General features: G+C 66.2%; 28 protein-coding genes. 11 read left to right on the top strand and 17 right to left on the bottom strand.

The window, feature by feature from the left end:
* Positions 1 to 10: 10 nt before the first annotated feature.
* The 6 genes from AC1DN9_RS21175 to AC1DN9_RS21150 all read right to left on the bottom strand — a co-directional run bounded on the left by AC1DN9_RS21175 (position 11) and on the right by AC1DN9_RS21150 (position 5473).
* Positions 11 to 1447, bottom strand: a complete 1437-nt coding sequence (locus AC1DN9_RS21175; protein ID WP_478103478.1) for a hypothetical protein — start codon at positions 1445 to 1447, stop codon at positions 11 to 13.
* 69 nt (positions 1448 to 1516) lie between these two features.
* The gene (locus tag AC1DN9_RS21170) at positions 1517 to 1876 is read right to left on the bottom strand and encodes a DUF2946 family protein (RefSeq protein ID WP_478103476.1); all 360 of its coding nucleotides are present in this window, start codon (positions 1874 to 1876) and stop codon (positions 1517 to 1519) included.
* 47 nt (positions 1877 to 1923) lie between these two features.
* Positions 1924 to 3687 (bottom strand): chloride channel protein, encoded by a 1764-nt coding sequence (locus tag AC1DN9_RS21165; RefSeq protein ID WP_478103475.1) that lies wholly within the window; start codon positions 3685 to 3687, stop codon positions 1924 to 1926.
* On the bottom strand, positions 3684 to 4109 hold the full coding sequence (locus AC1DN9_RS21160; protein ID WP_478103474.1) for a MarR family winged helix-turn-helix transcriptional regulator: 426 nt from the start codon (positions 4107 to 4109) through the stop codon (positions 3684 to 3686). The genes AC1DN9_RS21165 and AC1DN9_RS21160 overlap by 4 nt, the downstream gene beginning before the upstream one ends.
* 64 nt (positions 4110 to 4173) lie before the next feature.
* Positions 4174 to 4752, bottom strand: coding sequence for a ferritin-like domain-containing protein (locus AC1DN9_RS21155; RefSeq protein ID WP_478103472.1), 579 nt, complete (start codon positions 4750 to 4752; stop codon positions 4174 to 4176).
* A gap of 25 nt (positions 4753 to 4777) precedes the next feature.
* Complete coding sequence (locus AC1DN9_RS21150) at positions 4778 to 5473, bottom strand: RNA polymerase sigma factor (protein WP_478103471.1); 696 nt, start codon at positions 5471 to 5473, stop codon at positions 4778 to 4780.
* A gap of 183 nt (positions 5474 to 5656) precedes the next feature.
* Between AC1DN9_RS21150 and AC1DN9_RS21145 the strand changes: the two genes are divergently transcribed.
* The gene (locus AC1DN9_RS21145) at positions 5657 to 6082 is read left to right on the top strand and encodes a hypothetical protein (protein WP_478103470.1); all 426 of its coding nucleotides are present in this window, start codon (positions 5657 to 5659) and stop codon (positions 6080 to 6082) included.
* Between the two features lie 19 nt (positions 6083 to 6101).
* Here AC1DN9_RS21145 and AC1DN9_RS21140 read toward each other — a convergent pair whose 3' ends face one another.
* The gene (locus AC1DN9_RS21140; protein WP_478103468.1) at positions 6102 to 7544 is read right to left on the bottom strand and encodes an N-acetylmuramoyl-L-alanine amidase; all 1443 of its coding nucleotides are present in this window, start codon (positions 7542 to 7544) and stop codon (positions 6102 to 6104) included.
* Between the two features lie 17 nt (positions 7545 to 7561).
* Complete coding sequence (tsaE, locus tag AC1DN9_RS21135) at positions 7562 to 8059, bottom strand: tRNA (adenosine(37)-N6)-threonylcarbamoyltransferase complex ATPase subunit type 1 TsaE (RefSeq protein ID WP_478103467.1); 498 nt, start codon at positions 8057 to 8059, stop codon at positions 7562 to 7564.
* Here tsaE and queG point away from each other — a divergent pair.
* A complete protein-coding gene (queG, locus tag AC1DN9_RS21130; protein ID WP_478103466.1) occupies positions 8045 to 9115 on the top strand; it encodes a tRNA epoxyqueuosine(34) reductase QueG in 1071 nt (356 codons plus the stop codon). The two genes, tsaE and queG, sit on opposite strands and share 15 nt — an antisense overlap.
* Here queG and AC1DN9_RS21125 read toward each other — a convergent pair.
* Positions 9102 to 9530: a hypothetical protein gene (locus tag AC1DN9_RS21125; RefSeq protein ID WP_478103464.1), complete on the bottom strand. Its 429-nt coding sequence runs from the start codon at positions 9528 to 9530 to the stop codon at positions 9102 to 9104. The two genes, queG and AC1DN9_RS21125, sit on opposite strands and share 14 nt — an antisense overlap.
* Positions 9531 to 9539: 9 nt before the next feature.
* Entirely contained in the window at positions 9540 to 10448 is a 909-nt protein-coding gene (locus tag AC1DN9_RS21120; RefSeq protein ID WP_478103463.1) for an AEC family transporter, read from the bottom strand.
* A gap of 104 nt (positions 10449 to 10552) precedes the next feature.
* Here AC1DN9_RS21120 and AC1DN9_RS21115 point away from each other — a divergent pair, with 104 nt between their 5' ends.
* From AC1DN9_RS21115 to AC1DN9_RS21095, 5 genes are all read left to right on the top strand, one after another.
* Positions 10553 to 11527, top strand: coding sequence for a tripartite tricarboxylate transporter substrate binding protein BugE (locus tag AC1DN9_RS21115; protein ID WP_478103462.1), 975 nt, complete (start codon positions 10553 to 10555; stop codon positions 11525 to 11527).
* A 142-nt stretch (positions 11528 to 11669) separates the two neighbouring features.
* Positions 11670 to 12758: a hypothetical protein gene (locus AC1DN9_RS21110; protein WP_478103460.1), complete on the top strand. Its 1089-nt coding sequence runs from the start codon at positions 11670 to 11672 to the stop codon at positions 12756 to 12758.
* Positions 12759 to 12868: 110 nt separating this feature from the next.
* Positions 12869 to 13780: a bestrophin family protein gene (locus tag AC1DN9_RS21105; RefSeq protein WP_478103459.1), complete on the top strand. Its 912-nt coding sequence runs from the start codon at positions 12869 to 12871 to the stop codon at positions 13778 to 13780.
* Between the two features lie 29 nt (positions 13781 to 13809).
* Complete coding sequence (locus AC1DN9_RS21100) at positions 13810 to 14670, top strand: class I SAM-dependent methyltransferase (RefSeq protein WP_478103458.1); 861 nt, start codon at positions 13810 to 13812, stop codon at positions 14668 to 14670.
* Positions 14671 to 14800: 130 nt separating this feature from the next.
* Complete coding sequence (locus AC1DN9_RS21095) at positions 14801 to 15124, top strand: hypothetical protein (protein ID WP_478103457.1); 324 nt, start codon at positions 14801 to 14803, stop codon at positions 15122 to 15124.
* Positions 15125 to 15127: 3 nt separating this feature from the next.
* Here the strand turns inward: AC1DN9_RS21095 and AC1DN9_RS21090 are convergent, their stop codons facing one another.
* Positions 15128 to 16657: an ammonium transporter gene (locus AC1DN9_RS21090; protein ID WP_478103455.1), complete on the bottom strand. Its 1530-nt coding sequence runs from the start codon at positions 16655 to 16657 to the stop codon at positions 15128 to 15130.
* A gap of 432 nt (positions 16658 to 17089) precedes the next feature.
* Between AC1DN9_RS21090 and AC1DN9_RS21085 the strand changes: the two genes are divergently transcribed.
* The 4 genes from AC1DN9_RS21085 to AC1DN9_RS21070 all read left to right on the top strand — a co-directional run bounded on the left by AC1DN9_RS21085 (position 17090) and on the right by AC1DN9_RS21070 (position 20020).
* Positions 17090 to 17491: an RNA recognition motif domain-containing protein gene (locus AC1DN9_RS21085; protein ID WP_478103454.1), complete on the top strand. Its 402-nt coding sequence runs from the start codon at positions 17090 to 17092 to the stop codon at positions 17489 to 17491.
* 83 nt (positions 17492 to 17574) lie between these two features.
* Positions 17575 to 18477 (top strand): site-specific tyrosine recombinase XerD, encoded by a 903-nt coding sequence (gene xerD / locus AC1DN9_RS21080; protein WP_478103452.1) that lies wholly within the window; start codon positions 17575 to 17577, stop codon positions 18475 to 18477.
* Positions 18478 to 18526: 49 nt separating this feature from the next.
* Positions 18527 to 19501: a Bug family tripartite tricarboxylate transporter substrate binding protein gene (locus tag AC1DN9_RS21075; protein ID WP_478103451.1), complete on the top strand. Its 975-nt coding sequence runs from the start codon at positions 18527 to 18529 to the stop codon at positions 19499 to 19501.
* A 51-nt stretch (positions 19502 to 19552) separates the two neighbouring features.
* Positions 19553 to 20020 (top strand): MaoC family dehydratase, encoded by a 468-nt coding sequence (locus AC1DN9_RS21070; protein WP_478103450.1) that lies wholly within the window; start codon positions 19553 to 19555, stop codon positions 20018 to 20020.
* A 4-nt stretch (positions 20021 to 20024) separates the two neighbouring features.
* On the opposite strand, the gene AC1DN9_RS21065 is transcribed toward AC1DN9_RS21070, so the two are convergent.
* The 6 genes from AC1DN9_RS21065 to AC1DN9_RS21040 all read right to left on the bottom strand — a co-directional run bounded on the left by AC1DN9_RS21065 (position 20025) and on the right by AC1DN9_RS21040 (position 26292).
* Positions 20025 to 20402 (bottom strand): VOC family protein, encoded by a 378-nt coding sequence (locus tag AC1DN9_RS21065; RefSeq protein ID WP_478103449.1) that lies wholly within the window; start codon positions 20400 to 20402, stop codon positions 20025 to 20027.
* A gap of 22 nt (positions 20403 to 20424) precedes the next feature.
* Positions 20425 to 21900, bottom strand: a complete 1476-nt coding sequence (locus tag AC1DN9_RS21060; RefSeq protein WP_478103447.1) for an SRPBCC family protein — start codon at positions 21898 to 21900, stop codon at positions 20425 to 20427.
* A 161-nt stretch (positions 21901 to 22061) separates the two neighbouring features.
* Complete coding sequence (locus AC1DN9_RS21055; protein ID WP_478103446.1) at positions 22062 to 22505, bottom strand: SRPBCC family protein; 444 nt, start codon at positions 22503 to 22505, stop codon at positions 22062 to 22064.
* A 3-nt stretch (positions 22506 to 22508) separates the two neighbouring features.
* Positions 22509 to 24203 carry a flotillin family protein gene (locus AC1DN9_RS21050; protein ID WP_478103445.1) on the bottom strand — a complete coding sequence of 565 codons (1695 nt, stop codon included), beginning with the start codon at positions 24201 to 24203 and terminating at the stop codon, positions 22509 to 22511.
* A gap of 14 nt (positions 24204 to 24217) precedes the next feature.
* Positions 24218 to 25057, bottom strand: coding sequence for a phosphoenolpyruvate hydrolase family protein (locus tag AC1DN9_RS21045; protein ID WP_478103444.1), 840 nt, complete (start codon positions 25055 to 25057; stop codon positions 24218 to 24220).
* Between the two features lie 17 nt (positions 25058 to 25074).
* Positions 25075 to 26292, bottom strand: a complete 1218-nt coding sequence (locus AC1DN9_RS21040; protein ID WP_478103544.1) for a Tm-1-like ATP-binding domain-containing protein — start codon at positions 26290 to 26292, stop codon at positions 25075 to 25077.
* Positions 26293 to 26562 lie beyond the last annotated feature (270 nt).

The following is a 26562-nucleotide window of genomic DNA, read 5'->3' as shown; positions in this document are numbered from 1 at the left end:
CTGGGGGTGATCAATAGCTATGCGCGCCATGGGCGCCGAGGCTCATCTGGTATTGCAGGAAGATCTGGTTGTCGGTGCGCCCCTGGGTCGCGCGGTCCTGTGCGAACTGCAGCCTGATGCGCGAGAACTCGCTGGGGTTGAAGTCGAGCATCACGGAGTTCTTGCGTGGCCGGTAGTCGGTGAAGAGCAAGGCGGACCCGAACCCGAAGTCCGGCGTTCCGGGGTCCAGCTGCTCCGTGCGAACGCCGATGCGCCAGCGCGGCATGAACTGGTAGACCCCCTGCACATACCAGCCCGATTGCGCCGCTCGGTAGTTGCCGAACGCGTCGAGATTGCCCACGTCATAGAGCAGGTTGCCGTTGCGCGTGCTGTGCAGGTATTCGCCCTGCAGCTTGAAGTTGGTTCGCGTGGCGTTTCCGTTGGGCGCCCACTTCCAGACGCCGTCGAGCACCCAGACGCGCGTGTCGCCGTTGAAGATGTCGTTCACCGATGCGCCGGCTGCGTTCGTTGCGACGAGCGCCTGGTTGCTGGCCTTGGCGTTCAGCACCGAGACGCCGGCGCGCCAGTTGCTGCTGTCGCCGATGTCGCCGCCCGTGTGCAGGCTCAACGCGGTCATTCCCGCGCCGTTGATGCTCGAATCGCTGCCCGGGAAAGTGAGACCGCGGCCGATTTCGGCATTGAGCTCCAGGTACTGGTCGATCGGTGCGATCCAGCTCAGTTGCATGCCGTCGTCGCCGTACTGGGTGCCCAGCATGGCCTGGTAGGCCAGCGGGGCGTCGACGAAGTCCCAGGTGTGGGAATGCTGCGGATTGAGGTAGCCGATGCTGGAGAAGAAGCGGCCCGCCTTGAGCGACAACCCGTTGTCGAGCGAAGTCGTCTGGACGAAGGCTTCCTCGATCGACACCGAGTTGTCGGGTTCCACCGCGATGTTGGCTGCGCCTCGCAGCCAGGGGTCGATGCTGGCCGAGAAGCCAAGTTCGGTTTCCGAGAGGCTGAAGCCGCGTGTGCCCGGCCCGATCTCGGCATTCGGCGGCAGGGGGAAGCCGGTGATCGAATACTTCGCCGGGTCTTGCGACGTGTTGGCGTAGCCGCCCGAGAGGATCAGCGACATCGCGGGGTTGAACGCATTGGCGCCTCCGCCGCCCGACGAGGCGACAGCCGGCGCGGCGGGTGCCGCCGGTGCTGGCAGTGCGGCCGGTGCGCTGGCAGGTGGCGCCGCGCTCGCTGTCGCCGGGGGTGCGCTCGCCGCGGCGGCGGTCGCATTCGCCGCCGCCGCTTCGGCCGCCTTGACGCGTTGTTCGAGTGCCCGCAGGCGCGTTTCATAGTCCGCGCGCATGGCTTTGATCTCCTGTCGAAGCGCGTCGACATCGGAGGATGAAGGGTCGGCCATCGCGCCAAATGGCGTGGCCAGGACCAGCGCGAGGCTGATCCGGGAAAGGGTTCGCATGAAAAAGACGCTCCTCGCAAGGACGTTGGAAGGCGCCCGCCCGCTCGGGAAGCGGATCGGGCACGACGGTCAACGATCGATGGAAGGCGTCGGCGGAGCGCGGCTCTGGTAGATGCGCGTGGGCGATCCCGGCCACACGCCCGCGAAGGCGACGGCCGGAGCCTCGTGCCGCGCGGAAGGTTGAGCAAAGAGAACCGGTGTGCTGGGCAGCGCGCCGCCGTGGATGGCGGCTGCCGTCAGACAGAGGTCGCAATGGGCGGCGTCAGGCGCCTGCTTGTCGTGGAGGCCACCGCTTTCGGCGACCGCCTGCGCGGTGTGCGACACCGTGTGCCAATTCGCCGCCGCTTGCGCGATGGGAAGCAGCAGCGCGATCCACATCAGCCACGCGAGGTGGCGAGGCGGACGGGTGCGCGCGCGAAAGGTAGTCATGGCGAAGACCCGCATCTTAGCGAGTGGCGGGCGGGTCGCCAGCGCGACTACGGCTGAGAACGCCAGGGCATGCTGCGCAGACGTTCGCGCTTTTCTTCTTCATCGAAATGCACGATCGAAGGCTTGATCAGATCGCTGCGCGCCACGATGCCGATGAGCGTCATCGAGGCCGTATCCGCCACGACCGGAAGCCGTTCGAGCCGATGCCGGGCCATGCGCGTGGCCACCGTGCGGCAGTTCTCGCCGGGCAGCGCGAAGTGCAGCGTGGACCCATCGCACGCACCGCCCACCGTGGCGATGGGCATGTGCAGGCCGCGCGACACCAGCATGCCGCGATCGACGACGCCCTTCAGCGCGCCGCCGTCAAGCACCGGGAATGCCCGGTGTGCCTGCCCTGCGCCGAAATGCGTCGCCATGGCCTGGTCGACCGTCAATGCCGCATCGATCGTCACCACGTCGCGCGTCATCACTTCTTCCACGAAATGACGCTCCAGCGGATCGATGCCGTATTCGCGGTAGATGTGGTAGCCGCGCCGCGCGATCTTCTCGGTGAGGATCGAACGCGGCATCGTCAGCACCGTGAATCCATAGGCTACCGCCGAAGTCGCGAGCAGCGGCAGCAGGGCATTGCTGTCGTGCGTGAGGCCAAAGGCGAAGATCGTCGCCGTCAGCGGCGCGCGCATCACGCCGCCAAGCGTCGCGGCCATGCACACCAGGGGCCATAACATCGGGTCGTTGCCGGGCAGCACCTGGGCCAATCCGACGCCCAGGCCTGCGCCCATCATGAGCAGCGGCGCCAGCACGCCGCCCGAAGTGCCGGAGCCGAGCGCGATCACCCAGATCACCGCCTTGACTGCAAGCAGCGCCAGCACGACGCCGATGGCGAGGTGGTTGTGCAGCAGATCGCCGATCACGTCGTAGCCCACGCCCAGCGCACGCGGCTGCAGATAGCCGCCGATGCCCACGGCCACGCCACCGATCGCCGGCCACCACATCCAGTGGACCGGCAGCTTGCCGAAGAGGTCTTCGACCTTGTAGAGCGAGGTCGACAGGGCGATGGCCAGCAAGCCGCACATCAGTCCGGCGATGACGCAGGACATCATCGCCAGCGGACCGGGCGCGGCAGTCTGCAGCGGAAAGAGCGGGCCCGGATCCATCAGCAGCGGCCGCGTAAAGCCCGCCACCGCGCAGGCGACTGCCACGGGCAGCAAGCTGCGTGGGCGCAGTTCGAACAGCAGCAACTCGACCGCGAGCAGCACCGCCGCGACCGGCGTGCCGAACACGGCGGTCATTCCGGCAGTGGCGCCCGCCACCAGCAAAGCCTTGCGCTCTCCTGCTGTCAGGTGGAAGTACTGCGCGATCAGCGAGCCGATGGCGCCGCCGGTCATGATGATCGGCCCCTCGGCGCCGAACGGTCCGCCGCTGCCGATCACGATGCCTGACGAGATCGGCTTGAGCAGCGCGACCTTCGCCGACATCTTGCTCTTGCCGAACAGAATGGCTTCGATGGCTTCGGGAATGCCGTGGCCGCGGATCTTGTCGGAGCCGTAGCGCGCCATCAGGCCGACGATCAGCCCGCCGATCACCGGCACCGCGATGACCCAGGCGCCGAGCGTGTGCGTGGCCGGCGAGCGGTCGGCGATGGAAAAGGTCTGGAAGAAGAACAGGTTGGTGAAGAAGCGGATCAGGTCGAGCAGCACGAACGCCGCGACGGTGCCGAGCGCGCCGATCACCGCGGCCATGGCCGTGATTCTGAAAAGCCGGGTGTTGAGCGCGAAATCGCCGCGATGGCCGCCGTGGGTATGGCTCATGGTGCGCCCGGATGGTCGATCTGTGGAACCTGGAACACGCCCTTCAGGGACTTGAGTTCCGCCCGGTGCACGGCGGCGAGCCGCTGGAGCAGTTGCTCGCCTTGTTCGAGCAGGTGCACCTCGACCTGGCGGCGATCCGTCTCGCTGGGCCGGCGCTCGACCAGTTTCAGCGCCTCGCAGCGCGTGACCAGCGCCACCGCGCCGTGCGGCTGCAACTGGAGGCGCTCGGCGAGTTCACCCACTGATGCCCATCCGCGGCCCGGGAAGCCCTTGATGTGCAGCAGCATCAGGTACTGCTGCGGCGTGATGCCTTCGGCCTGTGCCGCGCGCTCGGAGAAGCGCTCGAAGCGGCGCATCTGGTAGCGAAATTCGGAGAGAGCTTCGAAGTCTTTCTTGATCAGTGGACGTGGGGGAGGCGACATCGGTTGCGGCGTAAAAAACCGCATTTATATCACAACGTGATATATATGGATCGCCTCCGGGGCTTCAGGACACGAAGGCCCCAGGCACTGGCGCTTCGCCGACGGCCTGGCGCAGCACGGCCCAGTGCATGGCCTCGTCGCCGAGGATGCTGGCGGCCGCCTTCGCCAGATCGCGCTCGCTGAAGAGCGGCACCGCGCCCAGGTAGGCACTGACCGCCCCTTGCTCGAGCTTGGCCGCGAACTTCAGCACGTCGGCCTGCGATTTCAGTTGGTCGACCGGAAAGTCGTACTTGGCCTTGGCCGCGACCGGCTGGCCGCCCAGTTTCGCGACGGTGCCGGCCAGCAAGGCGGCGTGTGCCCTGTGATGGCCCTGGAAGGTCACGGCGAGGTCGAGCACGGGCTTCTCCAGCAGCTTGCTGTCGGCGCCGAGCTGGTAGGCGGCGATGGCTTCGAGTTCTGCACCCAGCGCGGTGTTGAGGATCTGGACGTCGCTGCTGTCGGCACCGCCCGACTTGGCCGCCAGGGCGTCGTTGCCGGCCAGCAGCGCGACGGCGGTTCCCGACAACAGCAACCCCGATTGGCCGAGGAACAGGCGTCGCGCCGCGACGGGGGTGGGCATCTGGAGGAATGAGAGGAACGACATGGTGGGTTTCCTTCCGTGGGTGGGTTCAGTCGTGAGGGAGCCTGGCGAGGACGCCGGCCACGATGCGGTCGCATCGCGCGCCGTCGAACGAGAAGGCGTCGTCGACCGCCAGATCGATGTCGCGCGACAGGCATTCGCGCAACATGCCGCGTGCCCTGAGAAAACGCGTGCGCACCGTGGCCTCGGTCAGGTCGAGGACCACGGCCGTGTCCGCGACGCTCATTTCTTCCACCGCACGCAGCACGAACACTGTGCGGTAGGCGTCGGGCAGCCGGTCGATGCGGCGTTCGATCAGTTGACGGATTTCCTCACGCATGGCGACGCGCTCCGGCTGGTGGTCCGGGTCGCCGGGCACCTGTGACTCCATGGTCTCGCCCGTGGCGGACACCGCGGGGTCGAGGGGAATCACCAGTGCGCTTCGGCGGCGCAGTCGACCCAATGACTCGTTGATGACGATGCGCGCGAGCCAGGTCGAAAGCCGGGCGTCTTCCCGGAAGCTCCCGATCGCGCGCCAGGCGCGAAGGTAGGCCTCCTGCAAGGCGTCTTCCGTCTCGTCGTCGCTCTTGAGGATGCTGCGCGCCGTGCGGAACAGCAATTGGTTGTGGCGCCGCATGATGCATTCGAACGCGGCGGCATCGCCCCGGGAGGCGCGCGTCGCGAGTTCGAGGTCGGACGCCTGTTCCGGCGGCGGGGTTTGGGGGGTGGGGGCGGTAGAGGGCATGGCTTCCTTCGCCCATTAGATGGCAGGCCACCTTCGCACGTTTCAACTTTCTGGTCGAAGCGCCGCCGGCCATGTACATCCGCGCCGACTGTCGGCAATATCGCGCCTGTCGGCCGGGGTGCCGGCGCAACAGGAGAAGGCATGGATCGGGTCCCGTGCATGGCGTGCGCCATGGTGGTTCTTGTGCTCGCGACGGCGTTCGCGGGCCCGGGCATCGCCGCGACCAAGGCGGACCTGGAGCGCGAGGTCCAGCGCTTCAGTGTCGCGTGCGCCAAGAACGAGCTCTACGTCGATCTCTACGATTGCAAGTGTCTGACAGAGGGCTACAGGAAAGGGGTTCAGGCGGCCGATTCGACGCACCAGCGAAAGGCGATCGTGCGCGATATGAAGCTGCTGGAGTCGTGCCCCGCGCCGAAGCAGAGCATCTTCGGCTGGTTCAAGCGCGACTGCGTTTCGTCCTTTCAAAATCAGGCCGATCGCACTCAGCGTTGCGAATGCGGTGCCGATCGTTTCTCGACGGCGTTCCGCGGCGCCCCGCCGGCGTCGCGGCGCGACCTCGACCTGATGAAAAAGTCGTCGCTGCAGGCCTGCGGCCTGCCTGGGAAATAGGAAATAAGCGAAATAAGCGCTACAGCTGCCGGCTGCGCGCCAGCGGCGGGTTCTGCGCAAAGTAGCGCTGGATGCCGCGCATGAGCGCATCCGCAAGGTCTTCCTGGTAGGCCGTGCTGCGCAGCTTGGCTTCTTCCTCGGGGTTGCTGATGAAGGCCGTCTCGACCAGCACGCTCGGGATGTCGGGCGCCTTGAGCACCGCGAAGCCGGCCTGCTCGACCTGACCCTTGTGGAGGCGGGCGCCGATGCCCCGGATCTCGCCGAGCATCGCGCCGCCGAGCTTGAGGCTGTCGTTGATCTGCGCCGTGGTGCTCATGTCGAGGATGGCGCGTTGCACCTGAACCTCATGGGAGCCCACGTTCACGCCGCCGACGCTGTCGGCCGAGTTTTCCTTGTTGGCGAGCCAGCGGGCAGCGCTGCTCGATGCGCCGCTCTGACTCAGCGCGAACACGCTCGCGCCGCGGGCGTCAGGCGTGGTGAACGCGTCGGCATGGATGCTCACGAACAGGTCGGCCTGCACGCGGCGCGCCTTCTGCACGCGCACGCCGAGCGGCACGAAGAAATCCGAGTCGCGCGTGAGAAATGCGCGCATGGGGTTGCCGTTGACGCTGCTCGCGTTGATGCGTTCGCGCAGCCGGTGCGCGATCTGCAGAACGATGTCTTTCTCGCGCGTGCCGTTCGATCCGGTCGCGCCAGGGTCTTCGCCGCCGTGGCCCGGATCGAGCGCGACGATGATGATGCGATCCGTCTGGTTCGCCGTGGCGCCACCGCGCGCGACGGTTGGCGGCGGCCCGCTTGCCACGGGCGGCACTTGCAGCGGCAGGCCGGCGCCCGCCGGTGGCCGATTGCCGGGTGCAGGAGAGGGCTGCGGCGGACGCGCTGCCTGCTGCGCCATCAGCTCGCCGAGCGGATCGGGTGCTTCCGCCGGCGGCGGAGCGCTTCGTGGCGCCGCGCCGGCAACGGCCGGCCCCTTGGAGGCTTCTCGCATGCGCTCGGCAATCAGCGCTTCGAGGGGATCGATCGCCTGCTGCGGATAGAGATCGAGCACAAGCCGGTCGCGGTACGCCGCCACGGGTGCCAGCGAAAACACCTGCGGCGCCACTGCTTGCTTGAGGTCGAAGACGATGCGCACCACGCTGGGCGCGAACTGTCCGACGCGCAGGCCGTTGATGTAGGGGTCGTCAGGCTTGATCTTGCCGACCAACTCGCGCAGCGCCGGATTGAGATCGATGCCTTCGACGTCCACCGCCAGCCGGGGTGGATTGCCGACCACCAGTTGCTGCGACTTCAGGCGGCCGTCCGATTCGATGGTGACGCGCGTGTAGTCTTCGGCGGGCCAGACGCGGACCGCCACGATGGTGGCGCCCCGGGCGATCTCCTGCACGCCGAGCAGCAGGGCGAGGCTGCCGCCTTGCAGCAGCGCGCGTCGCTTGAGTCCCTTTGGAGTCAATGCTGCGCTCATCGAGCTCGGCGCGGCGCTCATGCGGCGTCGGCCAGCAACCGGGTGCCGCGCGGTGTGTTGGCACGGAGGGTCACAGTGCGAGTGTCGTCGGTCATTGCTTCGATTTTAATAGCGAGGTCGGCAAGCGGGATGCGCCCCGCAGCGTTTTCGGGCCATTCGGCCAACTTGATGCCCGGACCGGCGAAGATGTCACGGAAGCCCGCGTCTTCCCATTCGCGCGGATCGCTGAAGCGGTAGAAGTCGAAATGGAAGATGGCGAGCCCGTCCGGCGCTTCGTGCGGTTCGACCACCGCATAGGTCGGGCTCTTGATGCGACCTGTGATGCCCAGGGCGCGCAGCAGGTGGCGAACGAAGGTCGTCTTGCCGGCGCCCAGGTCGCCTTGCAGCGAAATGAAGGCGTCGCGCATGGCGGGCGATCGCGCCAGCGCGCGCGCCAATGCATCCGTATCGTCTTCGGTTCGCCAGACCCGTGTGGCGCTGTGCGTTTCTACAATCGGCAGGTGATCGGCAGCCATCAACTCGTGATTCGGATTCAGGCCTTGGCCCGGGAGCTGGGATTCTCCCAAATCGGGGTCGCGGGTGTCGATCTGTCGAGCGCCGAAGCGGGCTTGATGCAGTGGCTGGCCGAAGGTTTTCATGGCGACATGCATTACATGGCCGCCCACGGCACGCGGCGCGCGCGGCCGGCCGAGCTGGTGCCCGGCACCGTGTCGGTGATCACGGCGCGCATGGATTACTTGCCGCGCAAAACGCCGGACGACTGGCAGGCCGTGGAGTTCGCAAGGCTTCAACGGCCGGGCGAGGGCATCGTGTCGATGTATGCGCGAGGCCGCGACTATCACAAGGTGCTGCGCTCGCGTCTGTCGAAGCTCGCCGAGCGCATCGCGGAAGAAGTGGGGCCCTTCGGCCATCGCGCCTTCACCGATTCGGCCCCGGTGCTCGAAGCCGAGCTTGCATCGCGCAGCGGCCAGGGGTGGCGCGGCAAGCACACGCTGGTGCTCGACCGCGAGGCGGGCTCGATGTTCTTCCTGGGCGAGATCTATGTCGACATGGCGCTGCCGCCGAGCGCACCCGTCACGCCGCACTGCGGAAGCTGCAGTGCCTGCATCGACGTGTGCCCGACGCGGGCCATCATCGCGCCCTATCGGCTCGATGCGCGGCGCTGCATCTCCTACCTGACCATCGAGCACGCGGGGTCGATCCCGCTCGAACTTCGGCCGCTGATGGCCAACCGCATCTACGGTTGCGACGACTGCCAGCTGATCTGTCCGTGGAACAAGTTCGCGAAGAAGAGCACGTTGCCGGACTTCGATGCGAGGGACGGGCTCACCGGCTGCCAGCTGAGCGAGCTCTTCGCCTGGAGCGAGGAAGACTTTCTCCGCTACACCGAAGGCAGCCCGATCCGGCGCATCGGCCACGAGCGCTGGCTGCGCAACGTGGCCGTGGCGCTGGGCAATGCGCTGAGGGCCGGCGACGAAAGCGCTCGCGCCGCGTTGGCCACGCGCCGCACGCACCCGAGCGCACTGGTGCGCGAGCATGTCGAATGGGCGCTGGACGTCAGTGGCGGATGATGGCCGAGATCTGGGCAGTTCCGGCATCCATCGAGCGGATCGAACTCAACCGGAGCGATCCGTACTTCAACACCGGGTTGTTGAGCAGCTTCCCGTTGTAGTGGCCGTTGAAGCGCGCGTCCCGGCAACCGCTCACATCGAGATCGATCGACGCATTGATCGCTGAGATGTAGTCCGTGCTGGACCCCGTCATCATGCAGGCCGCATCGGGCACGCTGCCGCGCACGGCGCCATCGGCTTCGATCTGGAGCGTGCCCGGATAGACCGCCGGTGGCCCCAGTGCGCCGGTGTCCTGCTGCGCGACATAGAACAGGAAGGGTCCGTTCCAGGCGCCGCGGTAGTGCGTGTAGTCCTGCGCCTGCGCCATGCCTGCGAGCGAGGCTGCGGCGGCAACGGCCAGGAGGGAGGGACGCATCAGCGGATGTTAGCTGCTGATCAGCGCCAGCGCGAAGGGAAGACTTGCCACGCCGAGCACCGTCGACAACGTCACCAGTCCCGCGACGTACGGGCCGTTGTAGCCCATGCGTGCGGCCAGCACGTAGGCGCTCGACGCGGTCGGCACGGCCGAGAAGGTCATCAGAACGGCCGCCTGCGACGCATCGAGCTTCAGCACCGTCGACAAACTCCATCCAATCAGGGGCAGCGCCAGATGGCGGATGGCGAGCACCGACGCAGCCAGCACCTTGCCGCGCGCGAGCGTCGCGAACTGCATGCCTGCGCCCGCCGCCATCAGGCCCAGTGCAAGGGATGCTGCGCCAATGCGCGACAGCGTCGGCGCCAGCCAGGTCGGCACTGCGAGGCCCAGTACGTTGGCGATGAGGCCGGTCACCGTGGCGATGATCAGCGGGTTGCGCACCAGTTGCCGCGCCAAGCCGGTTTGCGCATGTCGCGCCATCGGCCACACGGCCGCGATGTTGAAGAGCGGCACGCACACGCCGATAAGCACGGCGATCATGAGCAGGCCCTCGGGCCCGCCGAGGCGTTCAGCCAGCGCGAGACAGATGAACGAGTTGAAGCGAAACGAAACCTGCGCGCTCGCCGCATGATCGCGACGGTCGATGTGCGAGCCGATCAGCGGCAGAAAGGGCAGGGCATACGCCAGCGCGATGCCGGAGAGCCCGACCCCTACACCTGCGGTGAGCAGGTTCGACGTGGCGCCGAAATCAAGAGGGCTGCGGATGATCGAATGAAACAGCAGCACCGGGAAGAGGAAGTAATACACCAGGCTTTCGACCTGGTCCCAGACACGGCGATCGAGTGCGGTGTAGCGGCACAACAGCCAGCCGCATGCGATGAGAGAGAAATCGGGGAAGAGCAGTTGCGCATAGTTCACCCGGTCGAGGATAACGGCGCGGGCCGTGGGTTATCCACGAAGCGGAGAGAGGAGCGAGCCGGTAGCATCGTGGCTTTCATTTCGTGGCTCAAGGAGGCCAATCAATGAACCGTCGTCAATGGAATGCGCTCGCCGGCGCTGCCTCGCTGCTCGCGTTCGCAACGTCCAGTTGGGCGCAGGGCTATCCGAACAAGCCCATCGAGTTGCAGGTCCCCTTCGCGCCCGGCGGCACCACCGACATCGTGGCGCGCGTGATTTCCGAGCCGCTGAGCAAGGCGCTCGGCCAGAGCGTGGTGGTCATCAATCGCGCAGGCGGAGGTGGCATCGTGGGCGCTGCGGAAACCGCGCGGGCCGCGCCCGACGGCTACAAGCTCGGCGTGGCGACCGTGTCGAGCACCGCGGCCAATCCGGCCATCAACCCGAAGACGCCTTACGACCCGATCAACGACTTCACGCCGATCGTCAACATCGCGGCCACGCCGAACATCATCGCGGTGAACCCGAGCTTCCCCGCGAAGAACTACGCAGAGTTCGTCGCCGAACTGAAGAAGAACCCGGGCAAGTATTCGTACGCCTCGTCAGGCACCGGCGGCATCGGCCACCTGCTGATGGAACTCTACAAGAGCCTCACCAACACCTACGTCACGCACATTCCCTATCGCGGCGCCGGGCCGGCGCTGAACGACGTCGTGGCCGGCCAGGTGCTGATCATGTTCGACAACATCCCATCGACCCTGCCCTTCATCAAGGCCGGCAAGCTGGTGCCGATCGTGGTGTCGGCACCGCAGCGCCTGAAGGAACTGCCGAATGTGCCGACCTTCAAGGAAGTCGGCTTGGAGCCCGTGAACCGCATGGCCTACTACGGCATCCTGGGCCCGAAGGGCCTGCCGAAGGACGTGGTCGACAAGATCAATGCCGGCGTCAAGAAGTCGGTCGAAGACCCCGCCGTCCGCAAGCGCATCGAGGACACCGGCTCGCTCGTCGTGGCCAACACGCCCGAGCAGTTCGCCGAGCAGATCAAGGCCGAGTTCGCCATCTACAAGGACGTGGTCGTCAAGCAGAAGCTGCAGCTCGACTGAAGAGCATCTCCTCACTTCGGGCGATGCGCCCTGCAGGCTTTCGTGAAAGCATGCAGTGGCGCTCGGGAGCCTCTCTGGCGACCTTCGTTTGCTGGGCATCCACGGGCCGGGCCGCGGCAGCGCGGCATGGGGGAGTCCCAGGATGTCCGAAACACTCACTGTTCAGCCCGCCGTTCGGTCCACTGGCCAGCCCCACCGGCTGAATCTGCTGGTCGGGCTCTCTCCGCGAGCATTGCTCCGGGCCATGGGGCTCATCTCCGACAAGGACGCCAGCGCCAAGGAAGTCGCATCGACGCTCTACCGGTTCTTTCGATCCGCGCACGTGGTCGACCTCAAGCTGATGTTCACCTTGGGCCTGTCCGTACTGCTTGCCTGTCTGGTGTTTATCTTCGTGCAGGTCGTTGCGTCGTGCCTGCATCTCGACGCCCTCAAGGATCTGCTGCAGCCGCTTTCGAAGCTGTATGCGGGGTCGGTGCTCACGGTAGGCGGCGTCGTTATCGCCTGGGCCTATCGCGCCGCTTCCACCAGGCTCGGTGTCGTGGATCTGTTTGCCTGCGAGATCGGCACGCTTTGCAGGGTCGGCACGATTCTCGATGTCAGCACGCGCTACGTCGAAATGTACGAGCGCGCCAATGCCGGAAACTCCCCTGACATGCCCGTCAGCCGAACGGGCGACGGTGCATCGTCGTCGGGCTCCTACACCTTCGTCTCCGAAGAGCAGTACTTCCCGGTGTTCGACAACAACGCTCGGGACTTGCAGTTGCTCGAGGCGAAGGTCGTCAACAACATCGTCGAGTTCTACACCTACATGAAGGCAATGCGCGACTTGATGCGGCGGCTCGCCCAACCGACGAAGGTCACGCCGGATGCCTGGAGGGAGTCGATCACCGACGTGGTCTATATGTTGTTCCTCGCGTACGAGAGCGCCAGGAAGGCCGTCAAGGATCTCGTCGAGTTCGAACCCGCCGAGGCCGAGCGAACCATGGTCATCCTCGTCACCGAGCTGAGGTGCTATGCCCTGTTGCTCAAGTGCTTCGACCACGACGATTTTCGATGCAAGCGCTTGCAGCTTCGCAAGTTCGACTACGACATTCTGGTCAAGGACCTGTGCAAGACCGTGCGCTCGCACAGCAGGGCCGAGAAGGATTGGTGGCAGGCCCAGGAGACGGTCGATGAATTGGAGAAGCGGTACGAGGAAGTGTTCGGCGAGAGGCCGGCGGCGGCGGCTTGACAGCCCCGGCGGCCGTGGCGCGCGTGATTCATCCGTCGGACCGACGGAGATCGGCCCCACTATGATCTCTCGATGGATGCAGTTCCTGTCGTTCAGCGCTCGCGGCGGTCATGATCGTTCGACCGCGTCCGCACTGGCTGCGCATGCTCTTCGTCTGGCGCGGGTCCGTGTTGCCGAGCATCGCAGTGCAACTCCTGGCGACCACTGCTTTCGCCGTTCTCGTGACCGTCCTGCACGGCCGCGTGTTTCAGTGGAAGATCCCGCTCAACTTCGTACCCTTTTCGCTCATTGGCCTGACGCTGGCCATCTTCCTGGGCTTTCGCAACAGCACGAGCTACGCGCGCTATTGGGAAGCGCGCACTTTATGGGGCGCCGTGCTCAATGAAACCAGATCGCTGCTGCGCCAGGCATTGACCTTGGCCGATCCGCCCTCGGAGGCTGGAGGACTCGCAGCGCGGCTGATCGCCTTCGTGCACGCGCTTCGTCATCAGTTACGCGGTACCGAGCCGACGCCGGATTTCGATCGTTTGCTTTCACCCGAAGATGCATCGCGCCTGGCGCCAGTACGCTACAAGCCGGCGATGCTGCTGCTGATGGCTGGCGAATGGCTGAGGGATCGACGCGCCAGCGGCCGCTTGCCGCCCGCGCTGATTCAGGCCATGGAAGTCCCGCTGGGCCGACTGACCGAAGCGCTGGGCGGGTGCGAACGCATCGCCGGCACGCCCATTCCCTTTACCTACGCGGTGATCATCCACCGGACGATCTACCTGTACTGCGTGCTGCTGCCCTTCGGGCTGGTCGACGCCATCGGGCCCATGACGCCGGTGGTCGTCGCCTTCATCGCCTATACGTTCTTCGCCCTCGAAGCGCTCGCGGCTGAAATCGAGGAGCCTTTCGGCACCGAGGCAAACGATCTGCCGCTGGACGCGATGTCGCGAATGATCGAGGCGACTCTCAGGGAAATGATGGGCGAGACGCCGCCCGAGCCGGAGGCAGTGCCGCAAGACTTCAACCTGACCTGATGCGCAGCCACTTGAAAGGATGGAATGCGATGAACGACAAGCCGGATGCAGCACCCGACAGCACGGCAGCGCGAGTCGCCTTGTGGCGCGCCCTGCATGTCGAGGCCGACCCATCGCCGCATGTGTTGGAAGACCAGGTCGGCCTGCAATTGCTGGCCCCGGACAAGGACTGGCGCAGCCGCGGGGACATGGACCCGCAGTTCACGCGTCCTTTCCGCGCCTCCATCGTGGCGCGTGCGCGCTTCATCGAGGATCTGGTCGTCGAACAGGCCGCCCGCGGGCTCGGGCAATACGTCATCCTCGGCGCCGGCCTCGACAGCTTCGCGCAGCGGAGGCCGGAGATCGCGTCGCGCCTGACAGTCTTCGAGGTCGACCCGCCCGGTCCTCAGGCATGGAAGCGTCAGCGCCTGGTCGAACTCGGCTACGGCATTCCGGAGTGGCTGCGCTTCGTTCCGGTCGACTTCGAGGCGGGAGAAGCCTGGCGCGACCGGCTTGTGACCGCCGGCTTCGACGAGAGCGAGCCGGCCATCGTGGTCTCCACCGGCGTCAGCATGTACCTGACCAAGGAGGCAAACGCGGCCGCGCTGCGCCAGGTCGCGACACTCGCCCCGGGATCGACGCTCGCCATGACCTTCCTGCTGCCGCTCGAAATGGCGGACCCGGAAGTGCGTCCCGGGCTTGAGATGGCGGAGAAGGGCGCGCGGGCAAGCGGGACGCCCTTCATCAGCTACTTCACCCCGCCGGAAATGCTGGCGCTGGCGCGCGAGGCCGGCTTCGCAGAAGCACGGCACGTCTCGGCGGCGGACCTGACCCTGCGCTACTTCTCGGGCAGGACCGATGGCTTGCGTCCGCCAAGCAATGCGGAGGAATTGCTGCTCGCAAATACGTAGCCGCCTACAGCCGATTCCCCGGATTCACAGCAGAATGACGGCATCGCGAAGGCGCTGCCTTGGAACCCGGCATTGCACACGCTGTCAAAAGCGGCTGGGACGGAGCACCGCCATCAGAAGGAAATGGACCGTGCATGAGCTGACATTCCGCACTCTGCTGTACCGCTACTTCTTTTTCGAGTGGCTCTTCCTGGACGTCACGCAGGGCAATCTCATCGAGCGCTCTGCGGCCCGGCGGCACAACCAGTCCCAGGCGCACTGGCTTCTCACATACATGTGGCGCTGGTTGTGGTGCGCGGTGCTGCTGTACGGTTTGGGCGGGGTTGTCGAAATCCTGCTTGGCGCGCCTGCGGTATCGGCACTGTTCTATGTGCCGAGCGCCTTGAGCGTGTCGGTGAATGCGGTGATCGGCGCGGCCTGGCTGGGGCTCAAGATCTTGTCCGAGCCTCTCTGAGAATCAGAAGTTGTAGGCTTTTTCGCCGTGGTCGGCGAGGTCGAGCCCTTGTTCCTGATCCTCGTCGCTGGAACGGATGCCGATCGTGTATTTCAGGATCGTCATGATCACGAAGGCCACGAACGCGGACCAGACCAGGGTGATGCCGATGTCTTGCAACTGCGCGATCATCTGCGCCCTGGCGTCGAAGTCGCCCACTTTGTTGGCCACGTAGTCGAAAACGCCGGTGCCTCCAAAGGCCGGATTGACGAACAGCCCGGTGCCCAGCGACCCCAGGATTCCGCCGATGCAGTGCACGCCGAAGGTGTCCAGCGCGTCGTCGTACTTCAGCCAGGCCTTGAGTTTCGTGACCGCGAAGAAGCAGACGATGCCCGCAATGCCGCATGTGACAAACGCGCCGACCGGACCCACATAGCCAGCCGCGGGCGTGATCGCCACCAGGCCCGCCACGATGCCGGAGCAGATTCCCAGCACGCTGGGCTTGCCCTTGACGAGCCATTCCGTCAGCGTCCAGGTGACGCCCGCGGTGGCGGTGCCGAACAAGGTGTTGAAGAACGCCATGCCCGCCGAACCCGTGGCCTCGAGCGCGGAACCGGCGTTGAAACCGAACCAGCCCATCCACAGCATGCCGGTGCCGATCGCCGTCATCATCATGCTGTGCGGCGCCATCGACACCCTGCCGTAGCCGGCGCGTCTGCCCAGGACCAGGGCACACACCAGCGCAGCGATTCCCGAGTTGACGTGCACCACGGTGCCGCCTGCAAAGTCCAGGGCGCCCAACTGGAAGATTTTTCCGGCATGGCTTTGGGCGGCCTCAGCCGCCGCCGCCGAGGTGTAGGCGTCCGGACCATCCCAGTACCACACCATGTGCGCGACCGGCAGATACGCGAAGGTGAACCAGAGGACGGAAAAAATGATCATCGCGGAGAACTTGAAGCGCTCCGCGAAGGCGCCGCAGATCAGGGCCACCGTGATGGCCGCGAAGGTGAGCTGGAACATGCAGTACACGGCGTCCGGCAGGTACTGACCCTTGCTGAAGGTCGCCGCCACCGCGGTGGACAGATCCTCGCCGCGCATGAACAGCTTGTCGAACGATCCGATGAATGGACTGGTGCCGGCGGTGAAGGCGAGGCTGTAGCCGTAGATGACCCACAGCACCGCAATCACGCAAAAGATGGCGAAACTCTGCATCACGGTGGACAGCGCGTTCTTGCTGCGCACCATGCCGGCGTAGAACAGCGCGAGCCCGGGGACGGTCATGAACAGCACGAATGCGGTGGAAGTCATCATCCACGCGACGTCGCCCTTGTTGCAGTCGAAGCCCTTGTCGCCGCATTTGGGTGAGGGCGCGGTGGCATCTGCGGTGGCTGGAGCGGCAGGCGCTGCAGTCGCGGCCGGCTTTGTGTCGGCCGGTGATGCCGCCGAGACCGCAGGCGTCGTGCCCGGCGCCGTGGTGGCTTTGTCTTCCGCCCAACTCGCGGTCGACAGCGCGAGCGCACCGATCAAGGCCAGCGATGCGAAGGCTTTTTTCATGATGAACACCCCCTAAAGAGAGTTCGCACCGCTTTCGGCTTGCTTTCTCCCACCCATGCGCCGATTTTTCGGTGGAATCGATGCTTGGCAGAGCATTTCCTGTGCCTGTCGTTGCGCAAGGTTTTTCGAGTGGCCGGCGTGCAAATGCACCGCAGAGGCGCGAAATAATCTCAACCGCTCCGTCATGGTGCGCGTGGCACTCCCATGGGTCGGCCCGAGGTCACGCACCGGGATGATGTGTCCGATTGCGACAATTCAAGACATTTCACCCAAAAGCCGAATAGTCGACGACAATACCCGCGCGTCGCGGTTCTCTTGAAGTCCGCGCGTGAACCGGTGATCGGTCAGTTTCGCGCCACAGCGCCTGTTTAGTTTGTTGTGATATTGGGACTCCATCGCTTTGTGTTATTGGTTTGAATTAGGAGTCCCTCCATGGGCAAGAAACTTTACGTAGGCAACCTCGCTTACTCCATCCGCGACAACGATCTCGAACAGGCTTTCAGCCAGTACGGCACGGTCGCCAGCGCCAAGGTCATGATGGAGCGCGACAGCGGCCGCTCCAAGGGCTTCGGCTTCGTCGAAATGAGCACCGACTCCGAAGCTCTCGCAGCCATCCAGGGCCTGCACGAGCAGTCGCTCGGCGGTCGCAACCTCACCGTCAATGAAGCCCGTCCCATGGAGCCCCGTTCGCCCGGCGGCTTCGGCGGCGGCGGTGGTGGTCGCAGCGGTGGCGGCGGCTACGGTGGTGGCGGCGGTGGCTACGGCGGCGGCGGCGGCGGCAACCGCAGCGGCGGTGGTGGCGGCTACGGCGGCGGCGGTCGCGGCGGCTACTAAGCAGCGCGCACCGGCAACGGTAGAAAGGCTCCTTCGGGAGCCTTTTTGTTTTTCCCCCTCGATCTTTTGTTATCTTGCGCCGCATGACCGTGGCCAACGAAACGCCTGAAATCGACGACTTCATCGATGCCCTCTGGCTCGAGGACGGACTTTCCAAGAACACGCTGGCCGCCTATCGCCGCGATCTGGAGCTCTTCGCGAATTGGGTAGCGGCCGAGCGCGGCAAGACGCTGGATGCCGCGTTGGAGAACGATCTCCAGGCCTACATGGGCGTGCGCCTCTCCGACAAGGGCAAGGCGACCTCGGCCAACCGGCGCCTCACGGTGTTCAAGCGCTACTACCGCTGGGCGCTGCGCGAACAGCGCATTGCCGCCGATCCGAGCCTGCGGCTGGCGCCGGCGCGGCAGATGCCGCGCGCGATCAAGACCTTGTCGGAAAAGCAGGTTGACGACCTGCTGGCCACGCCGGACGTCGACACGCCGCTGGGCCTGCGCGACCGGGCCATGCTGGAACTGATGTACGCCAGCGGGCTGCGCGTGAGCGAACTGGTCGCGCTCAAGGTGTTCGAGATGAGCCTGAACGACGGCGTGCTGCGCGTGCTCGGCAAGGGCAGCAAGGAACGCCTGGTGCCTTTTGGCGGCGAGGCGCGGCGCTGGATCGAGCGCTATCTGCGCGAGTCGCGCCCGGCCATCCTCGACGGCCAGCAGACTTCCGACCTTTTCGTGACGAACCGTGGCGCCGGCATGACGCGGATGATGTTCTGGGTCATCGTGAAGAAAAACGCGCTGGCGGCGGGCATTCATGTGCCGTTGTCGCCGCACACGCTGCGCCACGCCTTTGCGACGCACCTGCTCAACCACGGTGCCGACCTGCGCGCGGTGCAGATGCTGCTCGGCCACGCGGACATCTCGACCACGACGATCTACACGCACGTCGCGCGCGAGCGGCTGAAGCAATTGCACGCCAAACATCATCCGCGCGGCTGAAGCGAGTTCGCCGATCGCTGGACAATCACATGACCGAGGAGTTGTATCGATGCCTTTGAATTTTTGCCGTCGCAGCGTGGTGGCGGCGCTGGGTCTTTCGTTGTTTGCCATGGCGGCGCAGCCGCAGGTCGTGCCGAAGACCGTCCGCCTCATCGTCGCGTATCCGGCCGGCGGGGTCAGCGACGTGGTCGCGCGCGCCTTGGCCGACAAGCTTGCAGCGCAGCTCGGTGTGACCTTCGTGGTCGAGAACAAGGCCGGCGCAAGCGGCACCATCGGGATGGATGCGGTCGCCAAGGCGGCGCCCGACGGCGCCACACTGGGCTTTTCGGCGATCAGCCCGTTGGTGCTCAATCCGCACCTGGGCAAGTCGCCTTTCGATCCGATGAAAGACATTGCGCCGGTGGCGAGCGTCATGTATTCGCCCGTGGTGCTGCTGGCGACGCCGGCCACCGGGACGCGCGATTTCCGGACGCTGCTCGATGACGCGCGAGCGCGGCCCGGTGCCATTCGATGGGCGACGTCGGGCCAGGCTTCGCTGGGCCATGTCGTGCTGGAGCAGCTGCGTGCAGCGGCCAAGATCGACGTCACGCACATTCCGTACAAGGGCGGCGGCCAGCAGCTGAACGACGCCATCGGCGGGCAGTTCGAGATCCTTTCGACCAATGCGGGTGCGACGGTCTCTGCGCAGATTCAGGCGGGCAGGCTGCGTCCGCTGGCGGTGGCGGCACCGGCGCGCCTCGACAAGCTCCCGAAGGTGCCGACGCTGGCCGAACTGGGCTATCCCGCGGCCAACATGTCGTCGTTGTTCGGCGTCTTTGCGCCGGGCGGAACACCGTCGATCCTGATCGAGAAGTACAACGTCGAGATCAACAAGGCGCTGAACAGCCCCGACCTGCGCGCCAAGCTGCTGGCCACGGACAACGTGCCGACCGGCGGTCGCATCGAGGATTTCGCCGACGAGATCGCGAGCGAGTATGAGAGCAACGGCCGCATCGTGCGTGCTGCAGGCATCAAGGCAGACTAGACGCCCGTCACGCGACAATGATGCCCGCCTGCGTCGATCGAGGAACACACCATGGCCCAACTGACCCCCGCCACGCGGAACCTGTATCTGGAAGACCTGAAGCCGGGCGATCGCTTCGTCAGCGACGAGCATGTGCTGGACGAGGCGCAGATCATCGAGTTCGCAACGCGCTTCGACCCGCAACCCTTTCACCTGGACGCCGAAATCGCAAAGAGCACTTTCTTCCAGGGGCTCGCGGCGAGCGGCTGGCACACGGCGGCGATCACGATGCGGCTGCTCGTCACCAGCGGCATTCCACTCGCCAATGGCGTGATCGGGTCAGGCGGCGAGATCCAGTGGCCCAAGCCGACCCGGCCGGGCGACGTGCTGCGCGTCGAGAGCGAGGTGGTGGAGGTGATTCCCTCACGCTCGAAGCCGGAGCGGGGGTTGGTGGTGATGCGTTGCGAGACGAAGAATCAGCACGGCGATGTGGTGCAGCGCCTCTCGCCGAAGCTGGTGGTGATGCGCCGGCCGACCTGAGGCGCTAAAGCGTCTCCGTTGGCGCGAAATCCAGCTCCACCTTCGCCCCGTTCGGGTCATGGCAGAACAACTGCCAGATTCCCGCGCCGGGCAGTTGCCGCAGCTCGTATTTCGTGCCGCTCTGGTCGAAGCGGGCTTTCACCTCTTTCAGGCCGCGTGCCGTGAAGGCCATGTGGTCGATCACGCCCGCGCGTTGTGCCGGTGGCTGTCGGTCGAAGTAAAGGTGCAGCACGGCCTGCGGGGCCTCGCCATACAGCCACGCGCCATCGAAGCCCAGATCGGGTCGATGGCCGACCTTGAGACCCAGCAGCCCGGTATAGAAATCCAGCGTGGCCTTCGGGTCCTCTGCGATCACGGTGAAGTGGTTCATGCCGACGATCATTCGTTTCTCCTTGCAGGTGGATTCAGGGCAGCAGCACGAGCGCGCCGGTGGTGCTGCGCGATTCGAGCCGCGCATGTGCATCGGCCGCAGCGTCCAGACCGAAGCGCTCGATCGGCGGCAGTTTGATCGTGCCGTCGGCCAGCGCGCTCCAGACACGCTGCGCGCGCCGCGCGAGTTGGTCGTTGGTGGCGACGTAGTCGAACACCACCGGCCGCGAAAAGCTCAGCGACTTGGCGACCAGCGCATCGGGTGGCAGCGGAGACAGCGGCCCGCTGGCCTGGCCGAGGCTGATCCAGTGGCCGCGCCGCGCGAGTGCAGCAAGGTTCTCGTCGCGCGCGGCATCGCCCAGGCCGTCGATCACCACGTCGGCACCACCGCAGGCGCGTTGCACCGCATCGGCAAAGCGATAGTCGCGCGTCACGATCACGTGCTCGCAGCCGTGCTCGCGCGCGATGCGGGCTTTCTCTTCGCTCGACACGGTGCCCAACACGGTCGCACCCAGACGGCGCGCCCAGGCGCAGACGAGCAATCCGACGCCGCCGGCAGCCGCATGCACCAGCAGCCGAGTGCCCCTCTGCACGTGGCCCAGGTCGTGAAGCAGGTAGTCGGCCGTGATGCCTTTGAGAAGCAGTGCGGCGGCAACTTCGTCTTCGATCGCGGCCGGCAGCCGCACTGCCCAATCAGCAGGCACGCAGCGCACGCCGCAGTAGGCGCCTGGCACGGGCCCGAGATAGGCGACGCGATCGCCGGGCAGGAAGCCCGTCACCTGCGGTCCGGTGTCGAGCACGCTGCCCGCGGCCTCCATGCCCGGCACGCCGGGCGCGCCGGATGAAACCGGCATGAGACCCGGTATCCAGCCGCGCCGCAGGTACACATCGAGGAAGTTCACGCCGACGGCGCGCTGCTGGATGCGAATCTCGCCCGCGCGCGGCGCCGCCACTTCGCTGGCTTGCGTGCGCAGCACCTCCGGACCGCCATAGCGCTCGACGGCGACACGGCGCGTGGGAAGCGGCAGGGCCGTCGGCATCGGCGCGCCGCCGGTCGGCCGCAGGTCGCCGCCCTGGCGCAGATGGCGGCGCAGGTTCTCGAAGCCGGCTTCGTAGACGTCCTCTGCGACCATGTCGCTCAGTTCGCGTTCCATGCCCGGCGGCGTCGAGAAGTTCGATGTCCAATGCCAGAAGGTGCGGTTGCCGTCGGTCACGCGCTTGAGCGTCAGCGTGGACACGTACCGCTGCAGCGGCACGGTCGCTTCGACGATGCAGTAGGTGCTCTTGTGTTCGGCGTCCGACAGCGTCAGCAATTGCTCGCGGATGCGGTTGCCGTCGCGCAGCGTGAAGCTGCGCACGCAGCCCACTTGGTCGCTGCGCTCCTGCGCTTCGATGCGGCTCGCCTCCACCACGTCGTGCCAGTCGGCATGGCTGTTGAAGTCGCGCAGCACGGCCCATACGCGCTCGATGGGCGCGTCGATGATGGTCGAGCGAACCACGCGTTGAAGCATCTCAGCAATCCGCCGCGCTTGGTGCGACCCACGACGCATGCGACCGGCGCGGCCAAAGCCAGGAACCCCGCGGAACCGGCTTTGCCGGGCCGCTGGGGTTGCCCCCGGAGAGGGGGTGTCCGAGCCACACGAAGTGGGCGAGGCTGGGGGTGAGCTTCATCTCAGCGGCTCGTTCCAAAATGCCGTTTCAGCGCATCGAACCCGCCCTGGAAAACGCCGTTGCCGATCGTCTCAGTCAGTTCCCGCTCGCGACCTTCGTCGCATTCGAACTCGGCACTCCATTCGGCGAAGCACCGCGCGCCATCCGTCACCGGCGTGAGCTTGAGCGTGGCGATGTAGTTCGACACGCCCATCGGGCTTTCGAGGATCTCGTAAGTGCAGCTGTATTCGTAGTCGGAAAGCGCCAGCAGTCGCTCGCGAACGGCGCCGCCGTCACGCGTGTGGAGGTGCCGGATGCAGCCGACACGATCGGCAGGCTGGCTGTTCTCGATCCGGCAGTCCGCGATGCCCGGGTGCCACAGCGGCAGGCCGTTGAAATCGCGAATGCGCGACCAGACGCTGTCCGCGCTGGCGTCGATGACGCTCGACACGTAGATCTGCACCATGCGCTATTCCCTGTCCTTGGCCGGCACCGACGGAAGCGCGGCCCGTGCGCCGCTGACGTCGCCGACAAGGCGCTGGATGTCGCCGCCCTCGATGCCGATCTCGCGCAGCAACTGGTCGACCAGCGGCGCCTGCGCGCGGAAGCGCAGCGCCGAATTCACCAGCCCGTCCGCAAAGCCGCCGCCGTCGCCATTGCGTTCACCGCCGCCCGACGAACCGCCGAGCCCATCCACGTGCAGGATCTTGATGCCCTCGATGCGCTCCATCGGCTTCACCGACTCGCGGATGATCGCCTCGGCCTTCTCGACCAGCTTCATTCGCAGCGCGGACATGCGCGCTTCGGGCGACAGCATGTTGTGCGCTTCGTTCATCATGCGCATCGCCTCAGCCTCGATCTCGGCGCGCACGCGCATCGCCATCGACTTGATCTTGTCGGCATCGGCATCGGCTTCGGCCTGGGCGCGCACGGCGGCGCCACGGTCGGCGCTCGCGTCCTTCTCGGCTTGCGCTGCGGTGGTCAGGCGCAGCGCGTCGCGCTCGGCGGCCTGTGCAGCGCCGATCAATTCGATCGCCTTCTTGCGCTCGGCCATTTCGACCTCGCGGGCGGTGAACACCCTTTCTTCTGCGGAGACGGCTTGCGCGCGTGCGTTTTCGGCTTCGGCCTGGGCCTCGCTCTGCGCCTTGCTCTCGCGCGCGATGGCGATGGCGCGTTGCTGCTCGGCGAGTTCGAGCGACAGGCGGCGCTCGATCTCGGCACCCTGGATTGCGCGCTCCTTGGCGATGCGTTCCTGCTCGATGGTCTGCTCGGAGCGGATGCGCGCTGCGTCGATGCTTTGCTTGGCCGTGATCTGCGCGCTTTCGGCATCCTGTTCGCGCTGCGCGCGCTCGACGGTGAGCTCCGCGCGTTGACGCGCGCGGGCGATCTCTACTTCGCGCTGCTGTGCCAGGCGGGCATGCTCGCCGACGCGGTCGATCTCGAGCGAAAGCTTTTCAGCCTCCAGGTTCTTGTTGCGGATCGCGATGAGCGTGTCCTGTTCGACGTCGTTGCGCTGCTTCTTGCGATGCTCGATCTGCTCGGTCAGGCGCGTCAGACCTTCGGCGTCGAAGGCGTTGCTCGGATTGAAGAATTCCATGCCGGTCTGGTCGAGCTGCGTGAGCGATGCAGCTTCGAGTTCGAGCCCGTTCTTCGTCAGGTCTTCAGCCACCGATTCGCGCACGCGCTTCACATAGGCGCCACGCTTCTCGTGGAGTTCTTCCATCGTCATCTCGGCCGCGGCGGTGCGCAGCGCATCGACGAACTTGCCTTCGACCAGTTCCTTGAGTTGATCGGGCTCCATGGTGCGCAGGCCGAGCGTCTGGGCGGCGGCCGCGACGGCTTCAGGCTTGGCCGCCACGCGCACGTAGAACTCGGCGATCACGTCGACGCGCATGCGGTCCTTGGTGATGAGCGCCTTGTCGCGGCCGCGGCTGACTTCGAGCCGCAGCGTGTTCATGTTGACGGGAATCACGTCATGCACGATGGGCAGCACGAAAGCGCCGCCATCGAGCACCACCTTCTGCCCGCCCAGCCCCGTGCGCACGAAGGCCCGTTCCTTGGAGCTTCGCAGATAGAGCCAGTGCAGCAGCCAGACCGCGAGCGCGACGATGATCGCGACCACGATGAGGCCGAGGATGAAGTTGCCGAATTGAGCACCTGACATGGAAGTCGTCTCCTCTATTGCGTATCTCGTGTGATCTGGACGAAGCGGCGCGTCGTCTCGGTGAGCGCCGTTTCCGCAGGCAGCCGCTCCATCGAGCTGGCGCCGTAGAAGCCGTGGCAGTCCGGGCAGCGCGTGAGCACATAGCGCGCATCGTTCGGCGTGGCGATGGGGCCGCCGTGGCACAGCACGATGGCGTCGGGCTTCACGGACTTCACTGCGGCGCTCCACTCGTTGATGTGCGCCACGCAGCCATCGAGCGTGAGCGCGGTCTCGGCGCCGATCGCGCCGCCGGTGGTCAGGCCCATGTGGCAGACCACGATGTCGGCGCCGGCCTTGGCCATCGCGCGTGCATCGCTTTCGCTGAAGACGTAGGGCGTCGTCAGCAGATCGAGCGCGCGGGCCCGCTCGACCAGTTCCACCTCCAGTCCGTAGCCCATGCCGGTTTCCTCGAGGTTGGCGCGGAAGGTGCCGTCGATCAGGCCGACGGTCGGGAAGTTCTGGATGCCCGAGAAGCCGAGCGAAATCAGTCGCCGCAGGAACTCGTCCGGGATCATGAACGGGTCGGTGCCGTTCACGCCCGCGAGCACGGGCGTTTGCTTGACCACCGGCAGCACTTCGCGCGCCATCTCGCAGACGATCTCGTTCGCGTTGCCGTAGGCGAGCAGGCCGGCGAGCGAGCCGCGACCGGCCATGCGGTAGCGACCGGAGTTGTAGATCACGATCAGGTCAATGCCCCCGGCTTCCTCGCATTTGGCCGAAAGCCCGGTGCCGGCGCCGCCGCCAATGATCGGCCGGCCGGCGGCGATCTTGGCGCGCAGGCGTTGCAGGAGCGTGGAGCGGTCGATGCGTGGCATGGGGGGTGCTCCTGGATTCAGGCGCGCAGCGCGCTGGTGGTCGGATGCGACACCTCGTGCCACGCGCCGGCCAGCGCATCGGCAAAGGCCTCGTCGTTGATGTGCAGCGGCAGCCGCAGGAGCTTGCGGTCGGCGCCGGTGCGGAATCCTTGCTCGATCGCGACGAACAGCGCGCGGTCGGCTTCGGGGTCGTGGAAGGGTTGGCCGGCCCGGTCGATCGCCGAAACGCCGCCTTCGGGAATGAGGAAGCGCACTGGACCGCGCATCGCGTTGAGCTTGGCCGCGATGAATTCGCCGATCGCGCGGCATTCGTCCGGCGTGGTACGCATCAGCGTCACCGTGGTGTTGTGTTTGTACAGCTTGCGGGCGCGGAAGCGCTCGGGCACGGTGTCCCAGGCGCCGAAGTTCACCATATCGAGCGCGCCGCAGGAGCCCACGTAAGGCAGGGCGTGGCGCGCGAAGACATCCATGCGCGTCGGGCCGGCGGAGAGCACGCCGCCGACGATTTCGTCGGCGATCTCGGTGGTCGTGACGTCGACGACGCCGGCCAGCAGACCGGAGTCGGCGAGCTTTTCCATCGACTGCCCGCCGACGCCGGTGGCGTGGAAGACGAGGCAGTCGTAGCTGTCTTCCAGCCGCTTTGTCAGCATCTGCACGCAGGGCGTGGTGACGCCGAACATCGTGAGGCCGACCGCCGGCTTGCCGTCGGTCGAGACGATGGGCGGGTGAGCGATCATTCCGGCCAGCGCGTTCGCCGCGTTGGCGAGCACGCGCTCGCTGATGCGGTTGATGCCCTGCACGTCCGTGACCGAATACATCATGCAGATGTCGCTCGGGCCCACGTAGGGGCGCGTGTCGCCGCTGGCCATGGTCGAGATCATCACCTTGGGCACGCCGATGGGCAACGCGCGCATGCCTTGCGTTGCCATCGAAGTGCCGCCGGATCCGCCCGCGGAAATGATCCCGCCGAGGTCGCGACGCGCTGGCACGAAAGCCTCGAAGGCGAGAGCCATCGCAGCCGTCGCGTTGCCGCGGTCACCGCTGAAGACCGCCGACTCGCCCTGCGGATGGTGGCGCGCGACCTCTCGCGGATGCACGCTGGCGGGCGATGGCTTGCCGGACGTCGACAGATCGACCGTGACGACGCGCAGGCCGAGCCGCTCCAGGCATTGCCGCAGGAAGAACAGCTCGCGCCCCTTGGTGTCGAAGGTGCCGGCGACATAGGCCGCGCGCACGCTGCTGGCGGCGACCGGGAAATCGAAGATCTGCGGTGCGGCAGGCGTCGCGGATGCGGCGGACGGTGCCGGTGGCGCAGTCGGTTGGCGCTCGATGTCGGCGATCGGCGCGGCCGTGCCGCCCGCGTTCCAGCGGTTGAAGCCGCGCACCGTGCGCGGCGCGAGGTCGTCGAGCGAGGGCGTGCCGTCGCCATGGGCGCGGCGCACCGTGAAGACTTGCGTGGCTTCGGCGGGGCCTTGCATCGCCTGGCCAACGCCTTCGGCGGGCTC

It is taken from the genome of Variovorax sp. 05L425 (assembly GCF_056397705.1).
Note: the sequence above shows the minus strand (reverse complement) of the source record. Positions and strands in the feature narration are given on the sequence as shown.

Coding starts and splice junctions, on each gene's coding strand:
- AC1DN9_RS21165 (WP_478103475.1), bottom strand. CDS start 3,687: ATGAGCCATACCCACGGCGGCCATCGCGGCGATTTCGCGCTCAACACC.
- AC1DN9_RS21170 (WP_478103476.1), bottom strand. CDS start 1,876: ATGACTACCTTTCGCGCGCGCACCCGTCCGCCTCGCCACCTCGCGTGG.
- AC1DN9_RS21110 (WP_478103460.1), top strand. CDS start 11,670: ATGTCCGAAACACTCACTGTTCAGCCCGCCGTTCGGTCCACTGGCCAG.
- AC1DN9_RS21065 (WP_478103449.1), bottom strand. CDS start 20,402: ATGATCGTCGGCATGAACCACTTCACCGTGATCGCAGAGGACCCGAAG.
- AC1DN9_RS21105 (WP_478103459.1), top strand. CDS start 12,869: ATGATCGTTCGACCGCGTCCGCACTGGCTGCGCATGCTCTTCGTCTGG.
- AC1DN9_RS21175 (WP_478103478.1), bottom strand. CDS start 1,447: ATGCGAACCCTTTCCCGGATCAGCCTCGCGCTGGTCCTGGCCACGCCA.
- AC1DN9_RS21085 (WP_478103454.1), top strand. CDS start 17,090: ATGGGCAAGAAACTTTACGTAGGCAACCTCGCTTACTCCATCCGCGAC.
- AC1DN9_RS21140 (WP_478103468.1), bottom strand. CDS start 7,544: ATGAGCGCAGCATTGACTCCAAAGGGACTCAAGCGACGCGCGCTGCTG.
- AC1DN9_RS21075 (WP_478103451.1), top strand. CDS start 18,527: ATGCCTTTGAATTTTTGCCGTCGCAGCGTGGTGGCGGCGCTGGGTCTT.
- AC1DN9_RS21160 (WP_478103474.1), bottom strand. CDS start 4,109: ATGTCGCCTCCCCCACGTCCACTGATCAAGAAAGACTTCGAAGCTCTC.
- AC1DN9_RS21045 (WP_478103444.1), bottom strand. CDS start 25,057: ATGCCACGCATCGACCGCTCCACGCTCCTGCAACGCCTGCGCGCCAAG.
- tsaE (WP_478103467.1), bottom strand. CDS start 8,059: ATGGCTGCCGATCACCTGCCGATTGTAGAAACGCACAGCGCCACACGG.
- AC1DN9_RS21055 (WP_478103446.1), bottom strand. CDS start 22,505: ATGGTGCAGATCTACGTGTCGAGCGTCATCGACGCCAGCGCGGACAGC.
- AC1DN9_RS21070 (WP_478103450.1), top strand. CDS start 19,553: ATGGCCCAACTGACCCCCGCCACGCGGAACCTGTATCTGGAAGACCTG.
- AC1DN9_RS21155 (WP_478103472.1), bottom strand. CDS start 4,752: ATGTCGTTCCTCTCATTCCTCCAGATGCCCACCCCCGTCGCGGCGCGA.
- AC1DN9_RS21125 (WP_478103464.1), bottom strand. CDS start 9,530: ATGCGTCCCTCCCTCCTGGCCGTTGCCGCCGCAGCCTCGCTCGCAGGC.
- AC1DN9_RS21100 (WP_478103458.1), top strand. CDS start 13,810: ATGAACGACAAGCCGGATGCAGCACCCGACAGCACGGCAGCGCGAGTC.
- AC1DN9_RS21050 (WP_478103445.1), bottom strand. CDS start 24,203: ATGTCAGGTGCTCAATTCGGCAACTTCATCCTCGGCCTCATCGTGGTC.
- AC1DN9_RS21115 (WP_478103462.1), top strand. CDS start 10,553: ATGAACCGTCGTCAATGGAATGCGCTCGCCGGCGCTGCCTCGCTGCTC.
- AC1DN9_RS21060 (WP_478103447.1), bottom strand. CDS start 21,900: ATGCTTCAACGCGTGGTTCGCTCGACCATCATCGACGCGCCCATCGAG.
- xerD (WP_478103452.1), top strand. CDS start 17,575: ATGACCGTGGCCAACGAAACGCCTGAAATCGACGACTTCATCGATGCC.
- AC1DN9_RS21090 (WP_478103455.1), bottom strand. CDS start 16,657: ATGAAAAAAGCCTTCGCATCGCTGGCCTTGATCGGTGCGCTCGCGCTG.
- AC1DN9_RS21150 (WP_478103471.1), bottom strand. CDS start 5,473: ATGCCCTCTACCGCCCCCACCCCCCAAACCCCGCCGCCGGAACAGGCG.